This is a genomic window from Pseudomonas sp. S2_A05 (assembly GCF_054668485.1).
On the sequence record NZ_CP162775.1, the window covers coordinates 2,237,483 to 2,254,860 of the forward strand.

At 60.6% G+C, this 17,378-nt stretch carries 14 protein-coding genes; 7 read left to right on the forward strand and 7 right to left on the reverse strand.

Annotated elements, in window-relative coordinates:
* Window positions 1–12: 12 nt before the first annotated feature.
* Complete coding sequence (locus tag AB4O12_RS10140; RefSeq protein ID WP_460061727.1) at window positions 13–1,719, reverse strand: ShlB/FhaC/HecB family hemolysin secretion/activation protein; 1,707 nt, start codon at window positions 1,717–1,719, stop codon at window positions 13–15.
* A gap of 223 nt (window positions 1,720–1,942) precedes the next feature.
* Here AB4O12_RS10140 and AB4O12_RS10145 point away from each other — a divergent pair, with 223 nt between their 5' ends.
* Both AB4O12_RS10145 and AB4O12_RS10150 read left to right on the forward strand, forming a co-directional pair.
* Window positions 1,943–2,761, forward strand: coding sequence for an alpha/beta fold hydrolase (locus AB4O12_RS10145; RefSeq protein WP_095180222.1), 819 nt, complete (start codon window positions 1,943–1,945; stop codon window positions 2,759–2,761).
* A gap of 115 nt (window positions 2,762–2,876) precedes the next feature.
* Window positions 2,877–3,500, forward strand: coding sequence for a glutathione S-transferase family protein (locus AB4O12_RS10150; RefSeq protein ID WP_056789310.1), 624 nt, complete (start codon window positions 2,877–2,879; stop codon window positions 3,498–3,500).
* A 12-nt stretch (window positions 3,501–3,512) separates the two neighbouring features.
* On the opposite strand, the gene ptrR is transcribed toward AB4O12_RS10150, so the two are convergent.
* Window positions 3,513–4,391: a putrescine utilization regulator PtrR gene (ptrR, locus tag AB4O12_RS10155; protein ID WP_038862196.1), complete on the reverse strand. Its 879-nt coding sequence runs from the start codon at window positions 4,389–4,391 to the stop codon at window positions 3,513–3,515.
* A gap of 103 nt (window positions 4,392–4,494) precedes the next feature.
* Between ptrR and AB4O12_RS10160 the strand changes: the two genes are divergently transcribed.
* On the forward strand, window positions 4,495–5,886 hold the full coding sequence (locus tag AB4O12_RS10160; RefSeq protein ID WP_095180224.1) for an aldehyde dehydrogenase family protein: 1,392 nt from the start codon (window positions 4,495–4,497) through the stop codon (window positions 5,884–5,886).
* Window positions 5,887–6,138: 252 nt separating this feature from the next.
* Here the strand turns inward: AB4O12_RS10160 and AB4O12_RS10165 are convergent, their stop codons facing one another.
* Window positions 6,139–7,308, reverse strand: coding sequence for a DUF1624 domain-containing protein (locus tag AB4O12_RS10165; protein WP_460061730.1), 1,170 nt, complete (start codon window positions 7,306–7,308; stop codon window positions 6,139–6,141).
* 170 nt (window positions 7,309–7,478) lie between these two features.
* On the opposite strand from AB4O12_RS10165, the gene AB4O12_RS10170 reads away from it, so the two are divergent.
* Both AB4O12_RS10170 and AB4O12_RS10175 read left to right on the forward strand, forming a co-directional pair.
* Window positions 7,479–8,075: a paraquat-inducible protein A gene (locus tag AB4O12_RS10170; RefSeq protein WP_041480769.1), complete on the forward strand. Its 597-nt coding sequence runs from the start codon at window positions 7,479–7,481 to the stop codon at window positions 8,073–8,075.
* Window positions 8,072–8,758: a paraquat-inducible protein A gene (locus AB4O12_RS10175; protein WP_258706825.1), complete on the forward strand. Its 687-nt coding sequence runs from the start codon at window positions 8,072–8,074 to the stop codon at window positions 8,756–8,758. The genes AB4O12_RS10170 and AB4O12_RS10175 overlap by 4 nt, the downstream gene beginning before the upstream one ends.
* Here the strand turns inward: AB4O12_RS10175 and ydiJ are convergent.
* Complete coding sequence (gene ydiJ, locus AB4O12_RS10180) at window positions 8,691–11,717, reverse strand: D-2-hydroxyglutarate dehydrogenase YdiJ (RefSeq protein WP_095180314.1); 3,027 nt, start codon at window positions 11,715–11,717, stop codon at window positions 8,691–8,693. The genes AB4O12_RS10175 and ydiJ overlap by 68 nt on opposite strands.
* A 157-nt stretch (window positions 11,718–11,874) precedes the next feature.
* Here ydiJ and AB4O12_RS10185 point away from each other — a divergent pair, with 157 nt between their 5' ends.
* A complete protein-coding gene (locus tag AB4O12_RS10185) occupies window positions 11,875–12,759 on the forward strand; it encodes a LysR substrate-binding domain-containing protein (protein ID WP_460061733.1) in 885 nt (294 codons plus the stop codon).
* Window positions 12,760–12,879: 120 nt separating this feature from the next.
* Here the strand turns inward: AB4O12_RS10185 and AB4O12_RS10190 are convergent, their stop codons facing one another.
* Both AB4O12_RS10190 and AB4O12_RS10195 read right to left on the reverse strand, forming a co-directional pair.
* The gene (locus AB4O12_RS10190) at window positions 12,880–14,154 is read right to left on the reverse strand and encodes a glucarate dehydratase family protein (RefSeq protein WP_056789296.1); all 1,275 of its coding nucleotides are present in this window, start codon (window positions 14,152–14,154) and stop codon (window positions 12,880–12,882) included.
* Window positions 14,155–14,184: 30 nt separating this feature from the next.
* Complete coding sequence (locus AB4O12_RS10195; RefSeq protein ID WP_041480776.1) at window positions 14,185–15,552, reverse strand: MFS transporter; 1,368 nt, start codon at window positions 15,550–15,552, stop codon at window positions 14,185–14,187.
* Between the two features lie 119 nt (window positions 15,553–15,671).
* On the opposite strand from AB4O12_RS10195, the gene AB4O12_RS10200 reads away from it, so the two are divergent.
* Entirely contained in the window at window positions 15,672–16,571 is a 900-nt protein-coding gene (locus tag AB4O12_RS10200; RefSeq protein WP_150741029.1) for a LysR family transcriptional regulator, read from the forward strand.
* 140 nt (window positions 16,572–16,711) lie between these two features.
* Here the strand turns inward: AB4O12_RS10200 and AB4O12_RS10205 are convergent, their stop codons facing one another.
* Window positions 16,712–17,317 (reverse strand): DUF6338 family protein, encoded by a 606-nt coding sequence (locus AB4O12_RS10205; protein WP_056789290.1) that lies wholly within the window; start codon window positions 17,315–17,317, stop codon window positions 16,712–16,714.
* Window positions 17,318–17,378: the final 61 nt, after the last annotated feature.

Consider the following 17,378-nt stretch of genomic DNA (forward strand, 5'->3'; position numbering starts at 1 on the left):
GATTACTAGCGTTTAGATGAAAAAGTCCAGGCGGAAATAGATCGGCGCTTCACGCTCGGTCAGCGCGTCGGGTCGTTCCAGGGAATGCGCGAAAGTCACGCTGGCGGCCACATGCTGACCACGTGCGAACAACTCCAGCGAGTTGCTCGACATGCGTCCGTGCTGATCGCCGTTGTAGCGATCGCCGCGAATTACGCCCTGGTCGTATCCGAGGCTGGTGCCGTACTCGGCGAACACCGGTTGCAGCCATTCGGCGGTCACCGGGCGGCTCCAGCGCAGGTCGTTGCGCCAGTAGCCACCACTGTCGCCGGAAAGCGATTGATCCTTGTAGCCACGGATCGACGCCGAGCCGCCAAGGCTGGTGCGTTGTGGGCTGAACAGCACGTCTTCGCTGCGCTGGCCGGTCATCAGGCTGCTGAAGCTGAAGGATTCACCGAGCAATTTGAACGGCTGCAAATAGCTCAGCGTTGCCGTGTATTTGCGGTAGCGTGCGTCCGGTTCGCCGGGACCGGGATCGTGACTGCCCTGCGCATCGAAAGCACCGATGCCCTCCTGCATGCCAGCGTCGAAGTTGACGAACGCGCTGCCGACACGACGGCCGTGGTTGAAGCCGAATTGCGCTTCGCTGATGCGATTGCTGCTCAGTTTGAGTTTGCTGTCTTCGATGAAGTTGTTGCTGCGCAGGTACGAAAGTCCCGCGCTGAGGGAGGTCTTGCTGACCGAGTCGCGATGGATCACGCGCTCGGCGCGCAGTTGATGGTTTTCGCTGTCGCCGGTCTGCTTGAAGTTGTAGCCGTTGGCGGCAATCTGCGAGCGGTACTCGCTCTGGCTGTAGGTGTAACTGAACGTCCACCAGCCCCACGGCAGGCTGTAATTGAGCATGGCGTTGTTGGAGGTGTGCTGGTGATCGGTCATCGCATCGTGACCGCCGCGCAGGCTCAGTTGGTCGGCCAGACCCAGCGGGCTGTCCCAGTCGAACGATGTGCCCCACTGCTGCTCGCCGGTGCTGCGCTGGCCATCGTTGCTGCGCGACAGGCCGGCGCGCCATGGCTTCTGCGGCGTATTGGTGACGCGCACTTCGCTGCCGCCGACATTCTGCCCCGGCGCCAGCTCCATTTTGGCCTGGTTGGACGGCAGGCGATTGAGCTGGTCGACCATCTGCTCGATCTCACGCAGGTTGACCAGTTCACCGCTTTTGCCGGGAAAGGCCATGGCCAGTTCGCGATCCGAGAGCCGGCTGTTTTCTGCGCCTTTCATGCCTTCGAGTTTGCCTTCGACCACCAGCACTTTCAGGTGCCCGGCGGACAGATCCTGTTGCGGCAGATACGCACGGCTGGTGACCAGACCTTTTTCGATGTAGTGATCGGTGATGACTTTGAGCAGCTCGTTGAGCTGCGGCACGCCGAGGCATTCGCCTATATAAGGCTTGAGCAGCCGCGTCTTCTCGCGCTCCGAGAGGCTGTCGGCGCCCTTGAGCTCGATGTCCTTGATGGTGAAGCAGCGAGTGTCGACGGGGGTTGTCGGCTGTGTGGGTTTGGCGTCTTTGCCGGGCAGATCCTTGAGTTCTTCGAGGCGCCGCTGCTGCTCTTCGAGCAAACGGTTCTGACGTTCGCGGATCAGGTCGGTTTCACCAGGAGTGGGCGCGGACCAGGCAGATTCAAGCGGAGAAAGGCAGAGCAGCGCCAGGCACAACCGCGCCGTGAAGGCGGGTGAAAACATGTTCGATCCCTCGACATAAAAAGTGACATCAAAATAGTGGCGCGATATTAGAGGGCCATCATTTTGACGTCAAACTTAAGTTTGTTCCGCTCATCGGGATTTGCCGCGCTTTCATACGGGTGAAACCAGCACCTGCGTACAAGTGGCGGGCGCGTTTTGCGCGGATAGTGGCCGTTGCCCATTCGGCATCTATTCTTGCCACACACGATCACAAGGAGTTTGCATGAGCACCTTCAAAACCCAAGACGGCACCGAGATCTATTACAAGGACTGGGGCAGCGGCAAGCCCGTGCTGTTCAGCCACGGCTGGCCGCTGGATGCCGACATGTGGGAATACCAGATGGAGTACCTGAGCAGTCGCGGCTACCGCACCATCGCCTTCGACCGCCGTGGTTTCGGTCGCTCGGAGCAGCCGTGGACCGGCTACGACTACGACACTTTCGCCGATGACATCGCCGGTTTGATCAACCATCTGGACTTGCGCGACGTAACTCTGGTCGGCTTCTCCATGGGTGGCGGCGACGTCAGCCGCTACATCGCCCGCCACGGCAGCGAGCGTGTTGCCGGCCTGGTATTGCTCGGCGCGGTCACGCCGCTGTTCGGCAAGAAAGCCGACTTCGCCGACGGCGTCGACAAATCGGTGTTCGACGGCATCAAGGCCGGCCTGCTGAAGGATCGTGCGCAATTCATCGCTGATTTCAACGCGCCGTTCTACGGCACCAATCAGGGCCAGAAAGTCTCTGACGGCGTGCTCACGCAAACCCTGAACATCGCGCTGATGGCCTCGCTCAAGGGCACCGTCGATTGCGTGACCGCGTTCTCGGAAACCGACTTCCGCCCGGACATGGCCAAGATCGACGTGCCGACCCTTGTGATCCATGGTGACGGCGACCAGATCGTGCCGTTCGAAACCACCGGCAAGCAGGCCGCTGCGCAAATCAAAGGCGCTGAGTTGAAGGTTTACGCCGGCGCGCCGCACGGGTTCGCCGTAACCCATGCGCAGGCGTTGAATGAGGATCTGCTGGCGTTCCTCAACCGGTAATCCCGCCCGGCAAAAGCCGTAGTCAGATGCTGATGAACCAAGGCCCGCGCAATGCGGGCCTTGTGTTTTACGCTATGGTATTTTTCTGCGTCCACTACCCGGAGAAGGAAATCCCATGCTGCGACTACTCGGCAAAGCCTCATCGATCAACGTGCGCAAAGTGCTGTGGACCTGTGCCGAACTGGACATCCCGTTCGAGCGCGAAGACTGGGGTTCGGGTTTCAAGTCGCCAAACACGCCGGAGTTTCTCGCGCTGAATCCCTGCGCCATGGTGCCGGTGATCCAGGACGGCGATTTCACCTTGTGGGAATCAAACACGATCATTCGTTATCTGGCGACGCGTTACGGCGGCGCGCATTTGTATCCCGCTGAGCCTGTTGCCCGGGCGCGGGTCGATCAGTGGACCGACTGGCAGGCCTCGGAGCTGAATCGCTCGTGGTCGTATCCGCTAATGGCGCTGGTGCGCAAGTCGCCGGACTATCAGGATCGCGATGCCCTGGCCGCCGGCTGCCGGGACTGGACGCGCAACATGCAAATCCTCGATCGCCAACTGGAGAAGACCGGCGCTTACGTCAGTGGCGAGCAGTTTTCCCTGGCGGACATCCCGATCGGGCTGTCGGTCAATCGCTGGTTCGAAACGCCGCTCGATCACGGGGATCTTGCTGCGGTGCGCGCCTATTACGATCGCTTGAATCAGCGCGACGGTTATCGTTTGTACGGGCGCAACGGCACGCCATAAAGACATGCTCGATCAGGCTTGCTCACGCACCACGCCCCGCTCTTCAAGCAAGCGCACGAACATGCTCAGACTGCGCGACACCGTGCCCCGGCGCCACACCAGCCAAGTGGTCAGATAGCGGAAGTCCGCCGTCAGCGGCCAGACGCTGACCGTCGCGCTGCCGGGCATGCTCTGCAGCATTTTGCGCGGCATCAGCGCCAGGCCGGCACCGGCGCTGACGCAGGCGAGCATGCCGTGGTAGGACTCCATTTCGAAGATCTTGCCCGGTACGGCAGCGTCAGTGCTGAACCATTTTTCGAAATGATGCCGGTAAGAACAATTGGAACGGAAGGCGTAGATGTTTTCGCCATTCACGTCCGCCGCACGCTCGACCGGTGAATGATTGAGCGGCGCGATGATGACCATTTCCTCCTCGAACGCCGGCACCCCTTCCAGGGCCGGATGCAGTACCGGGCCGTCGACAAATGCGGCGGCGAGACGCCCGGACAGCACACCGTCGATCATCGTCCCCGATGGCCCGGTTGACAGGTCGAGGTCGACCTTTGGGTGCTGCTGGTTGTACGCCGCCAGCAGTTCGGGAATACGCACCGCTGCGGTACTTTCCAGCGAACCCAGAGGGAACGCGCCCTGGGGTTCTTCGCCTGCCACCGTCGCCCGCGCTTCCTGCACCAGATCGAGAATGCGCCGCGTGTATTCGAGAAAACTCCACCCGGCCGGTGACAGGCGCAGACGGCTTTTCTCGCGGATAAACAGATCGACGCCGAGATCCTGCTCAAGCTGCTTGATCCGCGTAGTCAGGTTCGACGGCACGCGGTGGATCTGCGTGGCGGCGGCGCTGATGCTGCCGTGCTCGGCCACGGCCTTGAAGATTTCCAGTTGCACCAAATCCAAAGTCATTCTCCAATCGTGAAGGAAACGCTCTTTATTATTCAGTTTCCAGAAAACTAACGCCACCCTACTCTAGGCCCATCCGACGAACCTACAGGACAACGTCATGAGCCAGATTTCCAGCCAGACCCACGCCATCTCGATCAACCCCGCCACCGGTGAGCAGATCGGGCAATACGCGTTTGAATCCGCCGCTGCCCTTGATGCGGCACTGACTCGCGCTGCCTTCGCTTTCGGCAAGTGGAAGCGCAAGCCGCTGCAGGATCGTTCGCGCCTTTTGACCGCCCTCGCCGGCGCGCTGCGTGAAACCTCAGAAGCGATGGCAACCATGATCACCCAGGAAATGGGCAAGCCGATCGCCCAGGCCCGTGGCGAAATCGAGAAATGCGCCAAGCTCTGCGAGTGGTACGCCGAACACGGTCCGGCCATGCTCGACGCCGAAGCCACCCAGGTTGAAGGCGGCAAGGCGCGTATCGAATACCGTCCGCTGGGGCCGATTCTGGCGGTGATGCCGTGGAATTTCCCGATCTGGCAAGTGCTGCGCGGCGCGGTGCCGACGCTGATCGCTGGCAACACTTACGTGCTCAAGCATGCGCCGAACGTGATGGGCAGCGCTTACCTGTTGCGCGATGCGTTTGTTCGCGCCGGTTTCCCGGATGGCGTGTTTGAAGTGATCAACGTCACCCCGGAAGGCGTTTCCACCGCCATCGCCGATTCACGCATCGCCGCTGTGACGCTGACCGGCAGCGTCCGCGCCGGCATGGCCATCGGCGCTCAGGCCGGTGCGGCATTGAAGAAATGCGTGCTGGAACTCGGCGGCTCCGATCCGTTCATCGTGCTTAATGACGCCGATCTGGATGAGGCGGTGCACGCGGCGGTGGTCGGTCGTTATCAGAACTCCGGCCAGGTCTGCGCTGCTGCGAAACGCTTGATCATCGAACAAGGTGTGGTCGAGGAATTCACCCGCAAGTTCGTTGAAGCGACACGCCAGTTGAAAATGGGCGATCCGCTGAACGCTGACACTTATATCGGGCCGATGGCGCGGTTCGATCTGCGTGATGAACTGGATCAGCAAGTGCGCGACACGTTGGAGGAAGGCGCGACGCTGTTGCTGGGGGGCGGCAAGGTTGAGGGTTCGGGCAACTACTATGAGCCGACGGTACTGGCGGATGTCACCGACCGCATGACTTCGTTCAAGCAAGAGCTGTTCGGCCCGGTCGCTTCGATCATCACCGCCCGCGATTGCGCACACGCCGTGGCCTTGGCCAACGACAGCGATTTCGGCCTGACCGCGACTATCTACACCGCGAACGTGGCGCTGGCTGAGCAACTGACCAGTGAACTGGAAACCGGCGGCGTGTTCATCAACGGCTACTCCGCCAGCGATCCGCGTGTGACCTTCGGCGGCGTGAAAAAAAGCGGCTTCGGTCGTGAGCTGTCGCACTTTGGCGTACGGGAATTCTGCAACGCGCAGACCGTGTGGCTGGATCGTAAATAAGCCGGATGCTGTAAAACCTGTGGGAGCGAGCCTGCTCGCGAAAGCGGTGTATCAAGCGATGAAGATGCCGAATCCACCGGCGCCATCGCTGGCAAGCCAGCTCCCACAAATACTGCGGTGGAAACTGATACAGCAAACACCATAGAACCCTGTGGGAGCTGGCTTGCCAGCGATGGCGGTGCATCAGCCAGCATTTATACCGGCTGATTCACCGCTTTCGTGAGCAAGCTCACTCCCACAAGTCCACGCAATTTACAGATATTTCAGCCAGCTGATGTCCCGCCGCCGCGCTTTCAATGCAGAGAACCAGCGCACTGCCGGGAACAGCACCACGGCAAGAACCACCGCCGCCAGCCACACCGCCGTCACCGTCGAAAAGCCGAAATAGCTGCCCTGATTCAGGCCGAACAGCGCCACGCCAATCAGGTACAACACCTTCAACACATACAAGTGCAGCAGATAGAAAAACATCGGCGCCGAACCGAACACGGTCAGCCAGCCAATCCAGCGGCGACTTTGCACGCGCTCAAAGACGAGCAACAGCAACAGCCCCACGCTCACAGTCAGCGCGATGAACAGCAGCGACGGCGGATATTTGGTGATGTTGAAAAAACTCATCAGTGTCTGCACCAGCGAATCGCTGATCGCCCACGGTTTTTCGCCGTAGCCGTTAATCAAGCGCAGCACCACAAATCCCAGCAATCCACCGCCCCCGGCAATCAGCAAACGACGCTGACGCACCGCCGCATCCATGCCCCGGGCAAACCACGGTCCCAGTGCATAGCCCAGGCCGATTACACCAATCCACGGCAGCAGCGGGTACGAGGTGCGCAGGCGCAGGGTGTCGCTGATCTCGATCCAGCCTCGATCATGCAGAATCGCCCAAGGCACATGCAGCGCCGACTCGACCGGGAAATGCAGCGTATCAAGCAAGTTGTGCCCGGCGATGATCGCCAGGCTCAGCGTCAGCAGCACCGCACGTGGCAACCAGACCAGCAGCGCCAGCGCGATCATGCTCAGGCCGATCACCCAGATCACTTGCAGGTAGATCACGCTGGGCGGCAACTGGAAGGTCCAGGCGAAGTTGACCAAAGTGAATTCCAGCGCCACGAGGAACAATCCGCGCTTGAACAGAAACGCGCTGACATCGGCTTTGCCAGCGTATTTTTCGCCGTAGAGCCATGCCGACAAACCGGTCAGCAAGACAAATACCGGCGCACACAAATGCGCCAATGTGCGGCTGAAAAACAGCGCCGGCTCGGTGCTGGCGATGTCCATCGGATCGGAGACCTGTCGGTGCAAGAGAAAGGTTTCGCGCACGTGATCGAGCAGCATGAACAGGATCACCAGGCCTCGGAGCGCATCAATAGACAGCAGCCGGCCAGTCGTCAATGGGGCAGAACGGGGAAGCACAGGGGTCATGGGTCTTTCGCAATCGAGAGGAATAACACCGGACAGCCACAACGCCGCCCGCAAATTTCGCGTTACCTTATAACATCAGAATAACAAAACCCAAACATCCAGCATCGAAGTTGCCCATCAGCGCCAGCCTTCTATAGTGAACAGATCCGCCCTGCCCTCGAGCGTTGTCCATGGTCAACACCGAACACCTGATCATTTGCGAGCACTGTGATTGTGTGTACGAGAAAGTCGTGCTCGCCCAACACCAGAAAACCCTGTGCGTGCGCTGCGGTGGCGTGCTGCAGCGCTTCAACGGCCTGACCATCGAGCAGCGTCTGGCGCTGACGTTCACGGCGGCGATGCTGTGGCTGTTCGCCAATTTCTACCCGGTGATGAGCATCAGCCTCAAAGGCATGAAAAACAGCGCAACCCTGTGGGATTCGGTGCTTGCTCTGAGTCAGGGGCCGATTACGTTCATTGCAATGGTCGCGGCTATTGCGATCATCATCGCCCCGGCATTTCAGCTGGTGTTGCTGGTCTGGGTGTTGAGTTTTGCCCTCGGCCTGCGTCGGGCACCGGGGTTCAATCTGTGCATGCGCTGGCTGGAAACCCTGCGCCCGTGGAGCATGCTCGAAGTGTGTCTGCTGGGGGCGATGGTCGCGGTGTTCAAACTCGCCGGACTGCTCGATGTACTGCCCGGGATCGGCCTGTTCGCCCTGGCGGTGCTGAGCCTGATGATGATCCGCATTGCCGGCCGGGACATTCGTGAACTTTGGGACATTTTATGAAGCGTCCACCGACCGCCAGCGAACTCAACCTGTGCCTGTGCCACAGCTGTGGCCTGGCCTGTGACATGACCGACGAGCCACACCAGTGCCCGCGCTGTGATGCGCCGTTGCACCGGCGCAAGACCAATTCGCTGGCGCGAACCTGGGCGTACATGCTCGCCGCGCTGGCGTTTTATGTTCCCGCCAATCTGCTGCCGGTGATGAATACGGTGATGCTCGGCAACGGCGCCGACAGCACGATCATGAGTGGCGTGCTGGAGTTCTGGGAAGCCGGGGCGTGGGATATTGCGCTGATCATTTTCATCGCCAGCATCGCGGTGCCGGGAATCAAATTCGTCGCCCTGACCTTGCTGCTGGTCACCGTGCAGCGCAACAGCGATTGGGCGCGCAGGGAGCGTTCGAAGCTGTATCGCTTCGTCGAGCTGATCGGTTACTGGTCGATGCTCGATGTGCTGGTGGTCGCGCTGGTCGCGGCGCTGGTGAAATTCCAGGCGCTGGGCGATATCGAGCCACGACCGGGCATCCTCTTCTTCGGCCTGGTCGTGGTGTTCACCATGCTCGCGGCGATGAGTTTCGACCCGCGCCTGATCTGGGACAAGGACACCAGCGACACGGTCAGCGACGCAGCGTCTGGAGCAGCACCTGCAACGGATGGCGCAGCGCCTGATCCGACTGGCGCTTGACCTGGCTGCGGCAGGAATAGCCGGTCGCCAACGCCTCGCCCTGCTCCGCCGAAGCCTGCACCTGACGCGCCCACGATTGCTCATAAATGACTGCCGAGGTCTGGCGATTACGTGCTTCGTGGCCGTAAGTACCGGACATGCCGCAGCAACCGATGGCTTGTGTGGCCAGCTTCAGTCCGGCACGTTCGAAGACCTGTTCCCACTGGCGGGTCGCGGCCGGCGCGTTGGTTTTCTCCGTGCAATGGGCGAGCAGACGGAACGCTTTCGGCTGAGCATCAGGCGTCCGTTCTGGCATGACCTTGAGCAACCATTCCTGCACCAGCGCCACTTCAGGACATTCATTCAGGCCCGGTACTTTCAGGTATTCCTGGCGATAGACCAGAGTCATCGCCGGATCCAGCCCCAGCAAAAGCACCCCGGTCTGCGCCAGCGCCTGCAACTGCTCAGCATTACGCAAAGCCGCGCGATTGAACGCCGAGAGAAAGCCCTGCACATGCAGCGGTTTGCCATTGGCGCTGAACGGCGCCAGATACACCTGATAACCCAACCGCGAAATCAGCTCGACCAGATCAGCCAGCAGCGGCGCTTCGAAGTAGCGGGTGAAGGCGTCCTGCACGATAACCACGCTGCGTTCGCGTTGCTCTGGGGTCAGCGCCGACAGCGTTGCAACCGTTGCTGGCTGCACCTGCCAACGGCGCATCGCTGCGTGGAAATCGAAACGGCTGAGCAACGGCACATCGACCATGCCACCGATCCGCGCCAGTGCGCCACGCACCCAGCCAGCGCCCATCAGACCGTTGTACAGCGCCGGAATCCGCGCCATATAGGGAATGGTGTATTCCAGCGAGGCAATCAGGTAATCCCGTGCCGGCCGCAGATAACGACTGTGATACAGCTCGAGAAAACGCGAGCGGAATTCCGGCACGTTGACCTTGACCGGGCACTGCCCCGCGCAGGATTTGCAGGCCAGGCAACCGGCCATGGCGTCATACACTTCATGGGAGAAGTCCGCCGACGGATCGCGGCTGTTGCGCCAGCGCTGCCACAGCGAGCGGAAAAAAGCCGGTTTGCGAATCGCATCCGAGAGCACGTCGACGCCCGCCTCGCCCTGCAACCGCAGCCATTCACGAATCAGCGAAGCGCGGCCCTTGGGCGACTGCGCGCGTTCGCGGGTGGCTTTCCACGACGGGCACATGGCGTCATCGGGATCGAAGTTGTAGCAGGCGCCGTTGCCATTGCAGTGCATGGCCGCGCCGTAGCTTTGCCAGACTTTCTCGTCGATCTGCCGATCCAGCTCGCCGCGCAGGGTCACTTCGTCGATCTTCAGCAATGCCGCGCCGCCGTTGGCCGGCGTGGCGATTTTGCCAGGGTTGAACTGATTGAGCGGGTCGAACGCGGCTTTCAAGGCTTGCAGCGCCGGGTACAACTCGCCGAAGAATGCCGGCGCGTACTCCGAACGCAGGCCCTTTCCATGCTCGCCCCAGAGCAGGCCGCCGTAGCGCTGGGTCAACGCGGCGACGCCATCAGACACCGGGCGTACCAGCGCCGCTTGCTGCGGGTCTTTCATGTCGAGAATCGGCCGCACGTGCAGTACGCCGGCGTCAACATGGCCGAACATACCGTACTGCAAACCGTGGCTGTCGAGCAGCTCGCGCAGCTCGGCGATGTATTCGGCCAAATGCTGCGGCGGCACTGCGGTGTCTTCGACGAAAGGCTGCGGGCGGGCTTCGCCGGCGACGTTGCCGAGCAGGCCCACCGCCCGTTTGCGCATGCCATAGACCTTGTTCACCGCTGCCTGACCGATCGCCAGTGTATGTCCGAGGCGCTCCACGGTGCGGTCGCTTTGCAGATGTTCGAGGAACGCTTCGACGCGGCGCTGCAGGTCTTCGGGATCGTCACCGCAGAACTCGACCAGGTTGATGCCCAGAGTCGGTCGCTCAGGGTTTTCGGGAAAATATTCGGCAACGCCGTGCCAGACGATGTCCTGCATCGCCAGCAGCAAGACTTTCGAATCGACGGTTTCAATCGACAACGGCTTGAGCGCCATCAACGCCCGCGCATCGCGCAAGGCATCCATGAACCCGGCGTAGCGGATGTTGACCAGCATGGTGTGCTTGGGAATCGGCAGCACGTTGAGTCGCGCTTCGACAACGAAGCCCAGCGAGCCTTCAGCGCCACAGAGCACGCTGTTGAGGTTGAAGCGCTGATCGGCCTCGCGCAGATGCGCCAGGTCATAACCGGTCAGGCAGCGGTTGAGATCGGGAAAGCGTGCTTTGATCAGCTCGCCCTGTTCATCAATGATCTGCCGCGCACAACGATAGACTTCGCCGACGCGATCGTCGCGTGCGCACTGCGCTGCAAGCTCATCCTCCGCCAGCGGCAGACCGCGCAAACGCTCGCCGCCGCGCAGGATCATCTCCAGTTCCAGCACATGGTCGCGGGTTTTGCCGTAGGTGCAACTGCCCTGGCCACTGGCGTCGGTGTTGATCATGCCGCCGACCGTGGCGCGGTTCGAGGTCGACAGTTCCGGGGCGAAGAACAGCCCGGCGGATTTCAACGCGGCGTTGAGCTGATCCTTGACCACCCCGGCCTGCACCCGCACCCAGCGCTGTTCGACGTTGATCTCCAGAATGCGGTTCATGTGCCGCGACAGATCGACGACGATGCCATCCGTCAGCGATTGGCCGTTGGTGCCGGTGCCACCGCCACGCGGGGTGATCACCACTTTCTCGTACGCCGGTTCGGCAATCAGCCGTGCGACACGTGCCACATCGTCCGCATCCAGCGGAAACACAGCGGCTTGCGGCAGGCGCTGATAGATCGAGTTGTCGGTCGCGAGCACCACACGGCTGGCGTAATCGGCGCTGATTTCCCCGCGAAAACCGCTGATTTTCAGGGCGGCGAGGAATTGTTGGTAATCGCCGGTCAAGGCTTTGGCGGGCGACAGCTGGGCAATCATCGGTCGGGTTATCTCGGTCAAATCGGGCTGTGTGGCGGTGGACAGTTGTGCGCAACGAATGATTGCGTCAGGCTCCGCCATCTGATTGCGCCCATGTTCATTGCTGGCGAACCCAGGAACAAGCGTAATTTCGACCCGCTATCGATGAGTTTTACGAATGAATCCGCGTACCCTCACGCCGTCCATGTCGCTGCTGCTGGCTTTCGAGGCCGCCGCTCGACACGAGAGCTACACCCGCGCCGCCCATGAACTGTCACTGACGCAGAGCGCGGTCAGCCGCCAGGTACAGATTCTCGAGAAGATGCTCGGCATGCGTCTGTTCAGCCGCGAAGGCCGGCAGGTGGTGCTGACCGATGTCGGGCGCATGTATCAGCGTGAACTCAGCGAAGCCCTCGGGCAGATCCGCAGCGCAACGCTGCAGGCGATGGCGTTTGGTTCGGGCATCCACAGCCTGCGCCTGGCGACGCTGCCGACCTTCGGCTCGAAATGGCTGCTTCCACGGCTTAAGGATTTCTACACGGCGCACCCGGGCATGACCGTGCACCTGCACTCTCGGATCGAAACCATCGACTTCGACACCAGCGAAATCGACGCGGCGATCTGCGTCGGCGGGGGTGAATGGCCAGGCCTGACCGCCCTGCCCCTGCACACCGAAGAACTGGTGGCCATTGCCAGCGCGCAGTTGTCGGCACCTGAACGCGACGAAGCTCAGCAGCACATTGCCGGGCAGTTATTGCTCAACGTCAGCAGCAATGCCCAGGCGTGGGCGGAATGGTTCAGCCATCACCAACTTGCGCATCGCAGCATGCGGATCGGGCCGAGCTTTGAAATGACCTCGCACTTGATCCAGGCGGTACGCGCCAATATCGGTGTTGGCCTGGTGCCGCGAATTCTGGTCGAAGACGAATTGCTCAAGGGCGAATTGCTGCAACTGGGCGAGCCGATTACCAGCCGACGCAGCTATTACCTGGTGTATCCGCCGCGTAATGAGAATCTGCCTTCGTTGAGAGCGTTTCGGGATTGGCTGCTCGAGACGCTTTGACTCGTGGGCCCCATCGCGGGCAAGCCCGCTCCCACAGGTATTGTGTCGCTCACAAATTTTGCATCCGACAAAGACCCTGTGGGAGCGGGCTTGCCCGCGATGGAGCCCGTCCCGACCACCTCAAAACCTCGGCTTGACCGCCCGCCAATCCGCCTTGTACCGCTGCATCTGCCGCACATCATCCCTCTGGCGAATCCCGCACGTCAGGTACTGGTCATGCAGCTTGGCCAGTTGCTCATGGTCCAGTTCCAGCCCCAACCCCGGCGCACGGCTGATCTTCACACAGCCATCGACAATCGGCAGCTTGCCGCCCTTGATCACTTCCTCGTCCGGCTCCTGCCACGGGTAGTGGGTGTCGCAGGCGTAATCCAGATTCGGCACCGCCGCCGCAACGTGCGCCATGGCCATCAGGCTGATGCCCAGGTGCGAGTTGGAATGCATCGACACGCCGAGGCCAAACACATCGCACATTTTCGCCAGCGTCTGCGTATCCCGCAGGCCACCCCAATAATGGTGGTCGGCGAGGACGATTTGCACGCTGTTCTGCGCAACGCTGCGGCGGAACTCGTCGAAATCGGTGACGACCATATTGGTCGCCAAGGGCAGACCGGTGCGCTTGTGCAGTTCGGCCATGCCATCAAGGCCCGGGGTCGGGTCTTCGTAATACTGCAGATCATCGCCGAGCAGTTCGGCCATGCGAATCGCCGTCTCCAGCGACCAGTTGCCGTTCGGATCGATGCGAAGCGGAAATCCCGGAAAGGCTTTCTTCAGTGCCTTGATGCATGCCACCTCATGCTCCGGCGGCAAGGTGCCGGCCTTGAGCTTGATGCTCTTGAAACCGTACGCCTCGATCATCCGCGCTGCCTGCGCGACGATCTGTTGCTCGCTCAGCGCCTCGCCCCAGTTGTCCGGCTTGTAGGGGGACTCGATATGTTCGGCGTATTTGAAAAACAGGTAGGCGCTGAACGGCACTTCATCGCGGATCGCTCCGCCGAGCAGGTCCACCAGCGGCACGTTCAGGTAGTGCGCCTGCAAATCGAGAAACGCCACTTCGAATGCCGAGTAGGCATTGCTCACCGCTTTGCTGGCGTGGGAACCGGGGGCCAGTTCGGCACCAGCGACGCCGGCGGGTTTATTCGCCGCCACGGTGGCCTGCACGATCGCGCGCAATTGATTGAGGTTGAACGGATCGAGGCCGATCAACTGGCTCTGCAATTGTTGCTGGATCGCCAGCGCCGGGGCATCGCCGTAGCTTTCGCCGAGGCCGATGTAGCCGTTATCACTTTCAATCTCGATGATCGAGCGCAGAGCAAAGGGTTCGTGGATGCCGCTGGCGTTGAGCAGTGGCGGATCGCGAAAGGCAATCGGGGTGACGCTGACACGGGTGATTTTCAAGATAACGCTCCTGACAGATCAACAATCGATTCAGTGGCTCGCAGCCGGACGAGCCGGCGCCACAACGGCGGCTTCGTCACTTGGCTTTGCCGGGGTTTTATCTTTGGCGCCAGGCGCCGTGCGGGCGAAGAAGATCACCACGGCAGCGATCAGCGATGTCGCCGCCAGGCCATACAGGCCGCCCTCGATGGAGCCGGTGGTTTGTTCAAGGATGCCGAACGCGGTCGGCGCGACGAAGCCGCCAAGGTTGCCGATGGAGTTGATCAGCGCGATCACCGCCGCAGCAATGCGCGCATCCAGATAGCTCTGCGGAATCGGCCAGAACAGCGCCGACGCCGCTTTGAAACCGATGGCGGCGAAGCAGATCGCGACAAAGGCAAACACCGGCCCGCCGGTGGTCGACATGAACATACCGATGGCGGCGATTACCAGGGTCAGCGCGACCCAGGCCTGCTGGAATTTCCACTTGCCGGCCAGCGCCGCGAAGCCGTACATGGCGACAATCGAAATGATCCACGGAATGGAGTTGAGCAGCCCGACCTGGAAATCACCGAGGTTGCCCATCTTCTTGATCATGCTCGGTAGCCAGAAGGTTGCGCCGTAGATGGTCAGGGCAATGGAAAAGTAGATGAAGCAGAACAGCGCGATCTGCCGGTCGGCCAACAGCTTGAACATCGACGGCTTGGCGACTTGTACCGCTTCGCGAGCGCGCTGCTCCTCGGCAATCGCCGCGACCAGCGCTTCACGCTCCTCCTCGCTCAGCCACTTGGCTTGGCGCGGGTGCGATTGCAGCCAGAACCAAACGAAAGCACACAGCACCACCGACGCTGCGCCTTCGATCAGAAACATCCACTGCCAGCCGTGCATGCCCAATCCGCTGATATGCAACAGCGCACCGGACACCGGGCCGGAAATGACCGAGGCAATCGCCGAGCCGCTAAGGAACACCGCCATGGTTTTGCCGCGCTCGGACGCTGGCAGCCATTGGGTGAAGTAGTAAATGATTCCCGGGAAGAACCCGGCCTCAGCCGCGCCAAGAATAAAGCGCAGTACGTAGAAACTGGTTTCGCCCTGAACAAAGGCCATGGCCATGGCCGCAGCGCCCCAGGTGAACATGATCCGCGTCAGCCAGACCCGCGCGCCGTAGCGCTGCAACAGCATGTTCGACGGCACTTCGAACAGCGCATAACCGATGAAAAACAATCCGGCGCCAAGTCCATAAGCCGCTGCGCCAATGCCCAGATCGGTCTCCAGATGACTGCGCACGAAACCGATATTGACCCGGTCGATGTAGTTGACGATGAACATCACCACGAACAGCGGCAGTACGTGGCGTTTGACCTTGGCGGCGGCGCGGGCGAGCACCGTGATGTCCGGCGGACTCTGGAGGGTTTTCAAGGGGCGACTCCCGATCTTGTTTTTTTAGGGATGACTTGAAGCAATGAGCCGATCATGGACGTCGTGCATTGATCCCGTCTAATCTAAACAGGCATTCGATTGATACCTGGATTAGATCAATGTTCGAACTCACCCAACTGCGCTGCTTTACCACGGTCGCCACCGAACTCAACTTCCGCCGCGCCGCCGAGCGTCTGAACATGACGCAGCCGCCGCTGAGTCGGCAGATCCAGTTGCTGGAGCATCACCTTGGCGTCGAGCTGTTCACCCGCAGCACACGCAGCGTTGCGCTGACGGCGGCAGGCCGGGCATTTTTCGTTGAAGCGCAGAATCTGCTGGAGCGCGCCCAGCAAGCAGCGATCACCGCACGCCGGTTTGCCGAGGGCGATATTGGTTCGGTGAACATCGCGTTTGTCGGCAGCGCGGTGTATGAGTTTCTGCCCAAGGTGATCGCCGAAGCGCGACTTAAACAGCCCCAGGTGAAAATCGATCTGGCAGAGATGAACACCTATCAACAGCACGAGGCGTTGCGAGCTCGCCGTATCGACCTGGGCATCGCACGGGCGCCATTGCAGGAACCGGGCTATGCCACCGAATGCCTGGTGCGCGAACCATTTGTGCTGGCAGTGCCGAGCGGGCATCGGTTGGCCAATGCAGCTGAGGTGTCAGTGGTTGATCTGGATAAACAACCGTTCCTGATGTACTCCCATGAAGCCTATCCGCCGTTCAACGAACTGTTGACCGGCACGCTACGCTCAGCGCGGGTGGCGCCGGATTACGTGCAGTGGCTGGGCTCGTCGCTGACGATTCTGGCGCTGGTCAACGCTGGCATGGGTCTGGCGCTGGTACCGCGTTGCGCTACCAGCGTGGTGTTCAGGAACGTGGTGTTTCGCGAGATCGATCTGGGCGAAGGGGTGCAAAGCGAACTGCATCTGATCTGGCGGGAGAACAATGACAACCCGGCGTTCGCGATGTTGCTGGAGGCGATTCGCCGGGCGGTGGTGCAGGGTTGGGGCTGAAAATTATTGTGGCAACCTGTATTTGAGCGGAGGCGGAGCGCTCGGGGCTTTGATCAACGGCTCCTCCAGCGGCTTGCCGTCAGGCCCTGTGAACAGGCGTTCGTATTGCTTTGGCATTGGTCGCGGTGCTCTTGCAGTCGTCATGATGAACCCTCTGATACCGGGCTGAATTCAACCCACTTAACTTGCGCGGAATCTATCAGCAAAATTTCGGCACCAAAAGGAGTCGACTTGCCATCGTCATTGACCCAACGTGGATTCTGCATCACGAACTGGCCGCAACTGGATTCGGACGGCCACTCGACAGGCCAGCCAAACACGCGCCTCTCGTCATGTAAATGCAGGGTTATGAACCGGTCGAATTGGGCAAAGGCGCAGAACCATTCACTGGGGAAAGAAGATTGTTTCGTGACGTTTCGCTCACGTAACCAGCCGTGCAATTTGTCACTCGTAGCCAGGTAACAGGCAAACAATCCCAGCATCAGCGAAAACATAAATGCCCAGAGCGTTTGCGCCCGATCATCCCAGTTTCCTAATGAAAAACCCTTCGAGCCAATCCACAAACAGAGGTTGCCCACCGCCAACACCGCGCCCTGAATCACAAAAGTAAATATCAGCGCCTGCACGATCTGGCCGAACGTATCCGGTCGCTTGAATGCCGTAAGTGAATAGAAGATCCAGGTCGATAGAAACCCGGGGATGAGGTACTGCAACAGCGGAATGATGTCCTTGACCAGATCATCCATGATCCGAGGCTCCTTTTAGTCATGCCGAACCCGTCACGGGCCGACATTCAAAGCCTAGTCC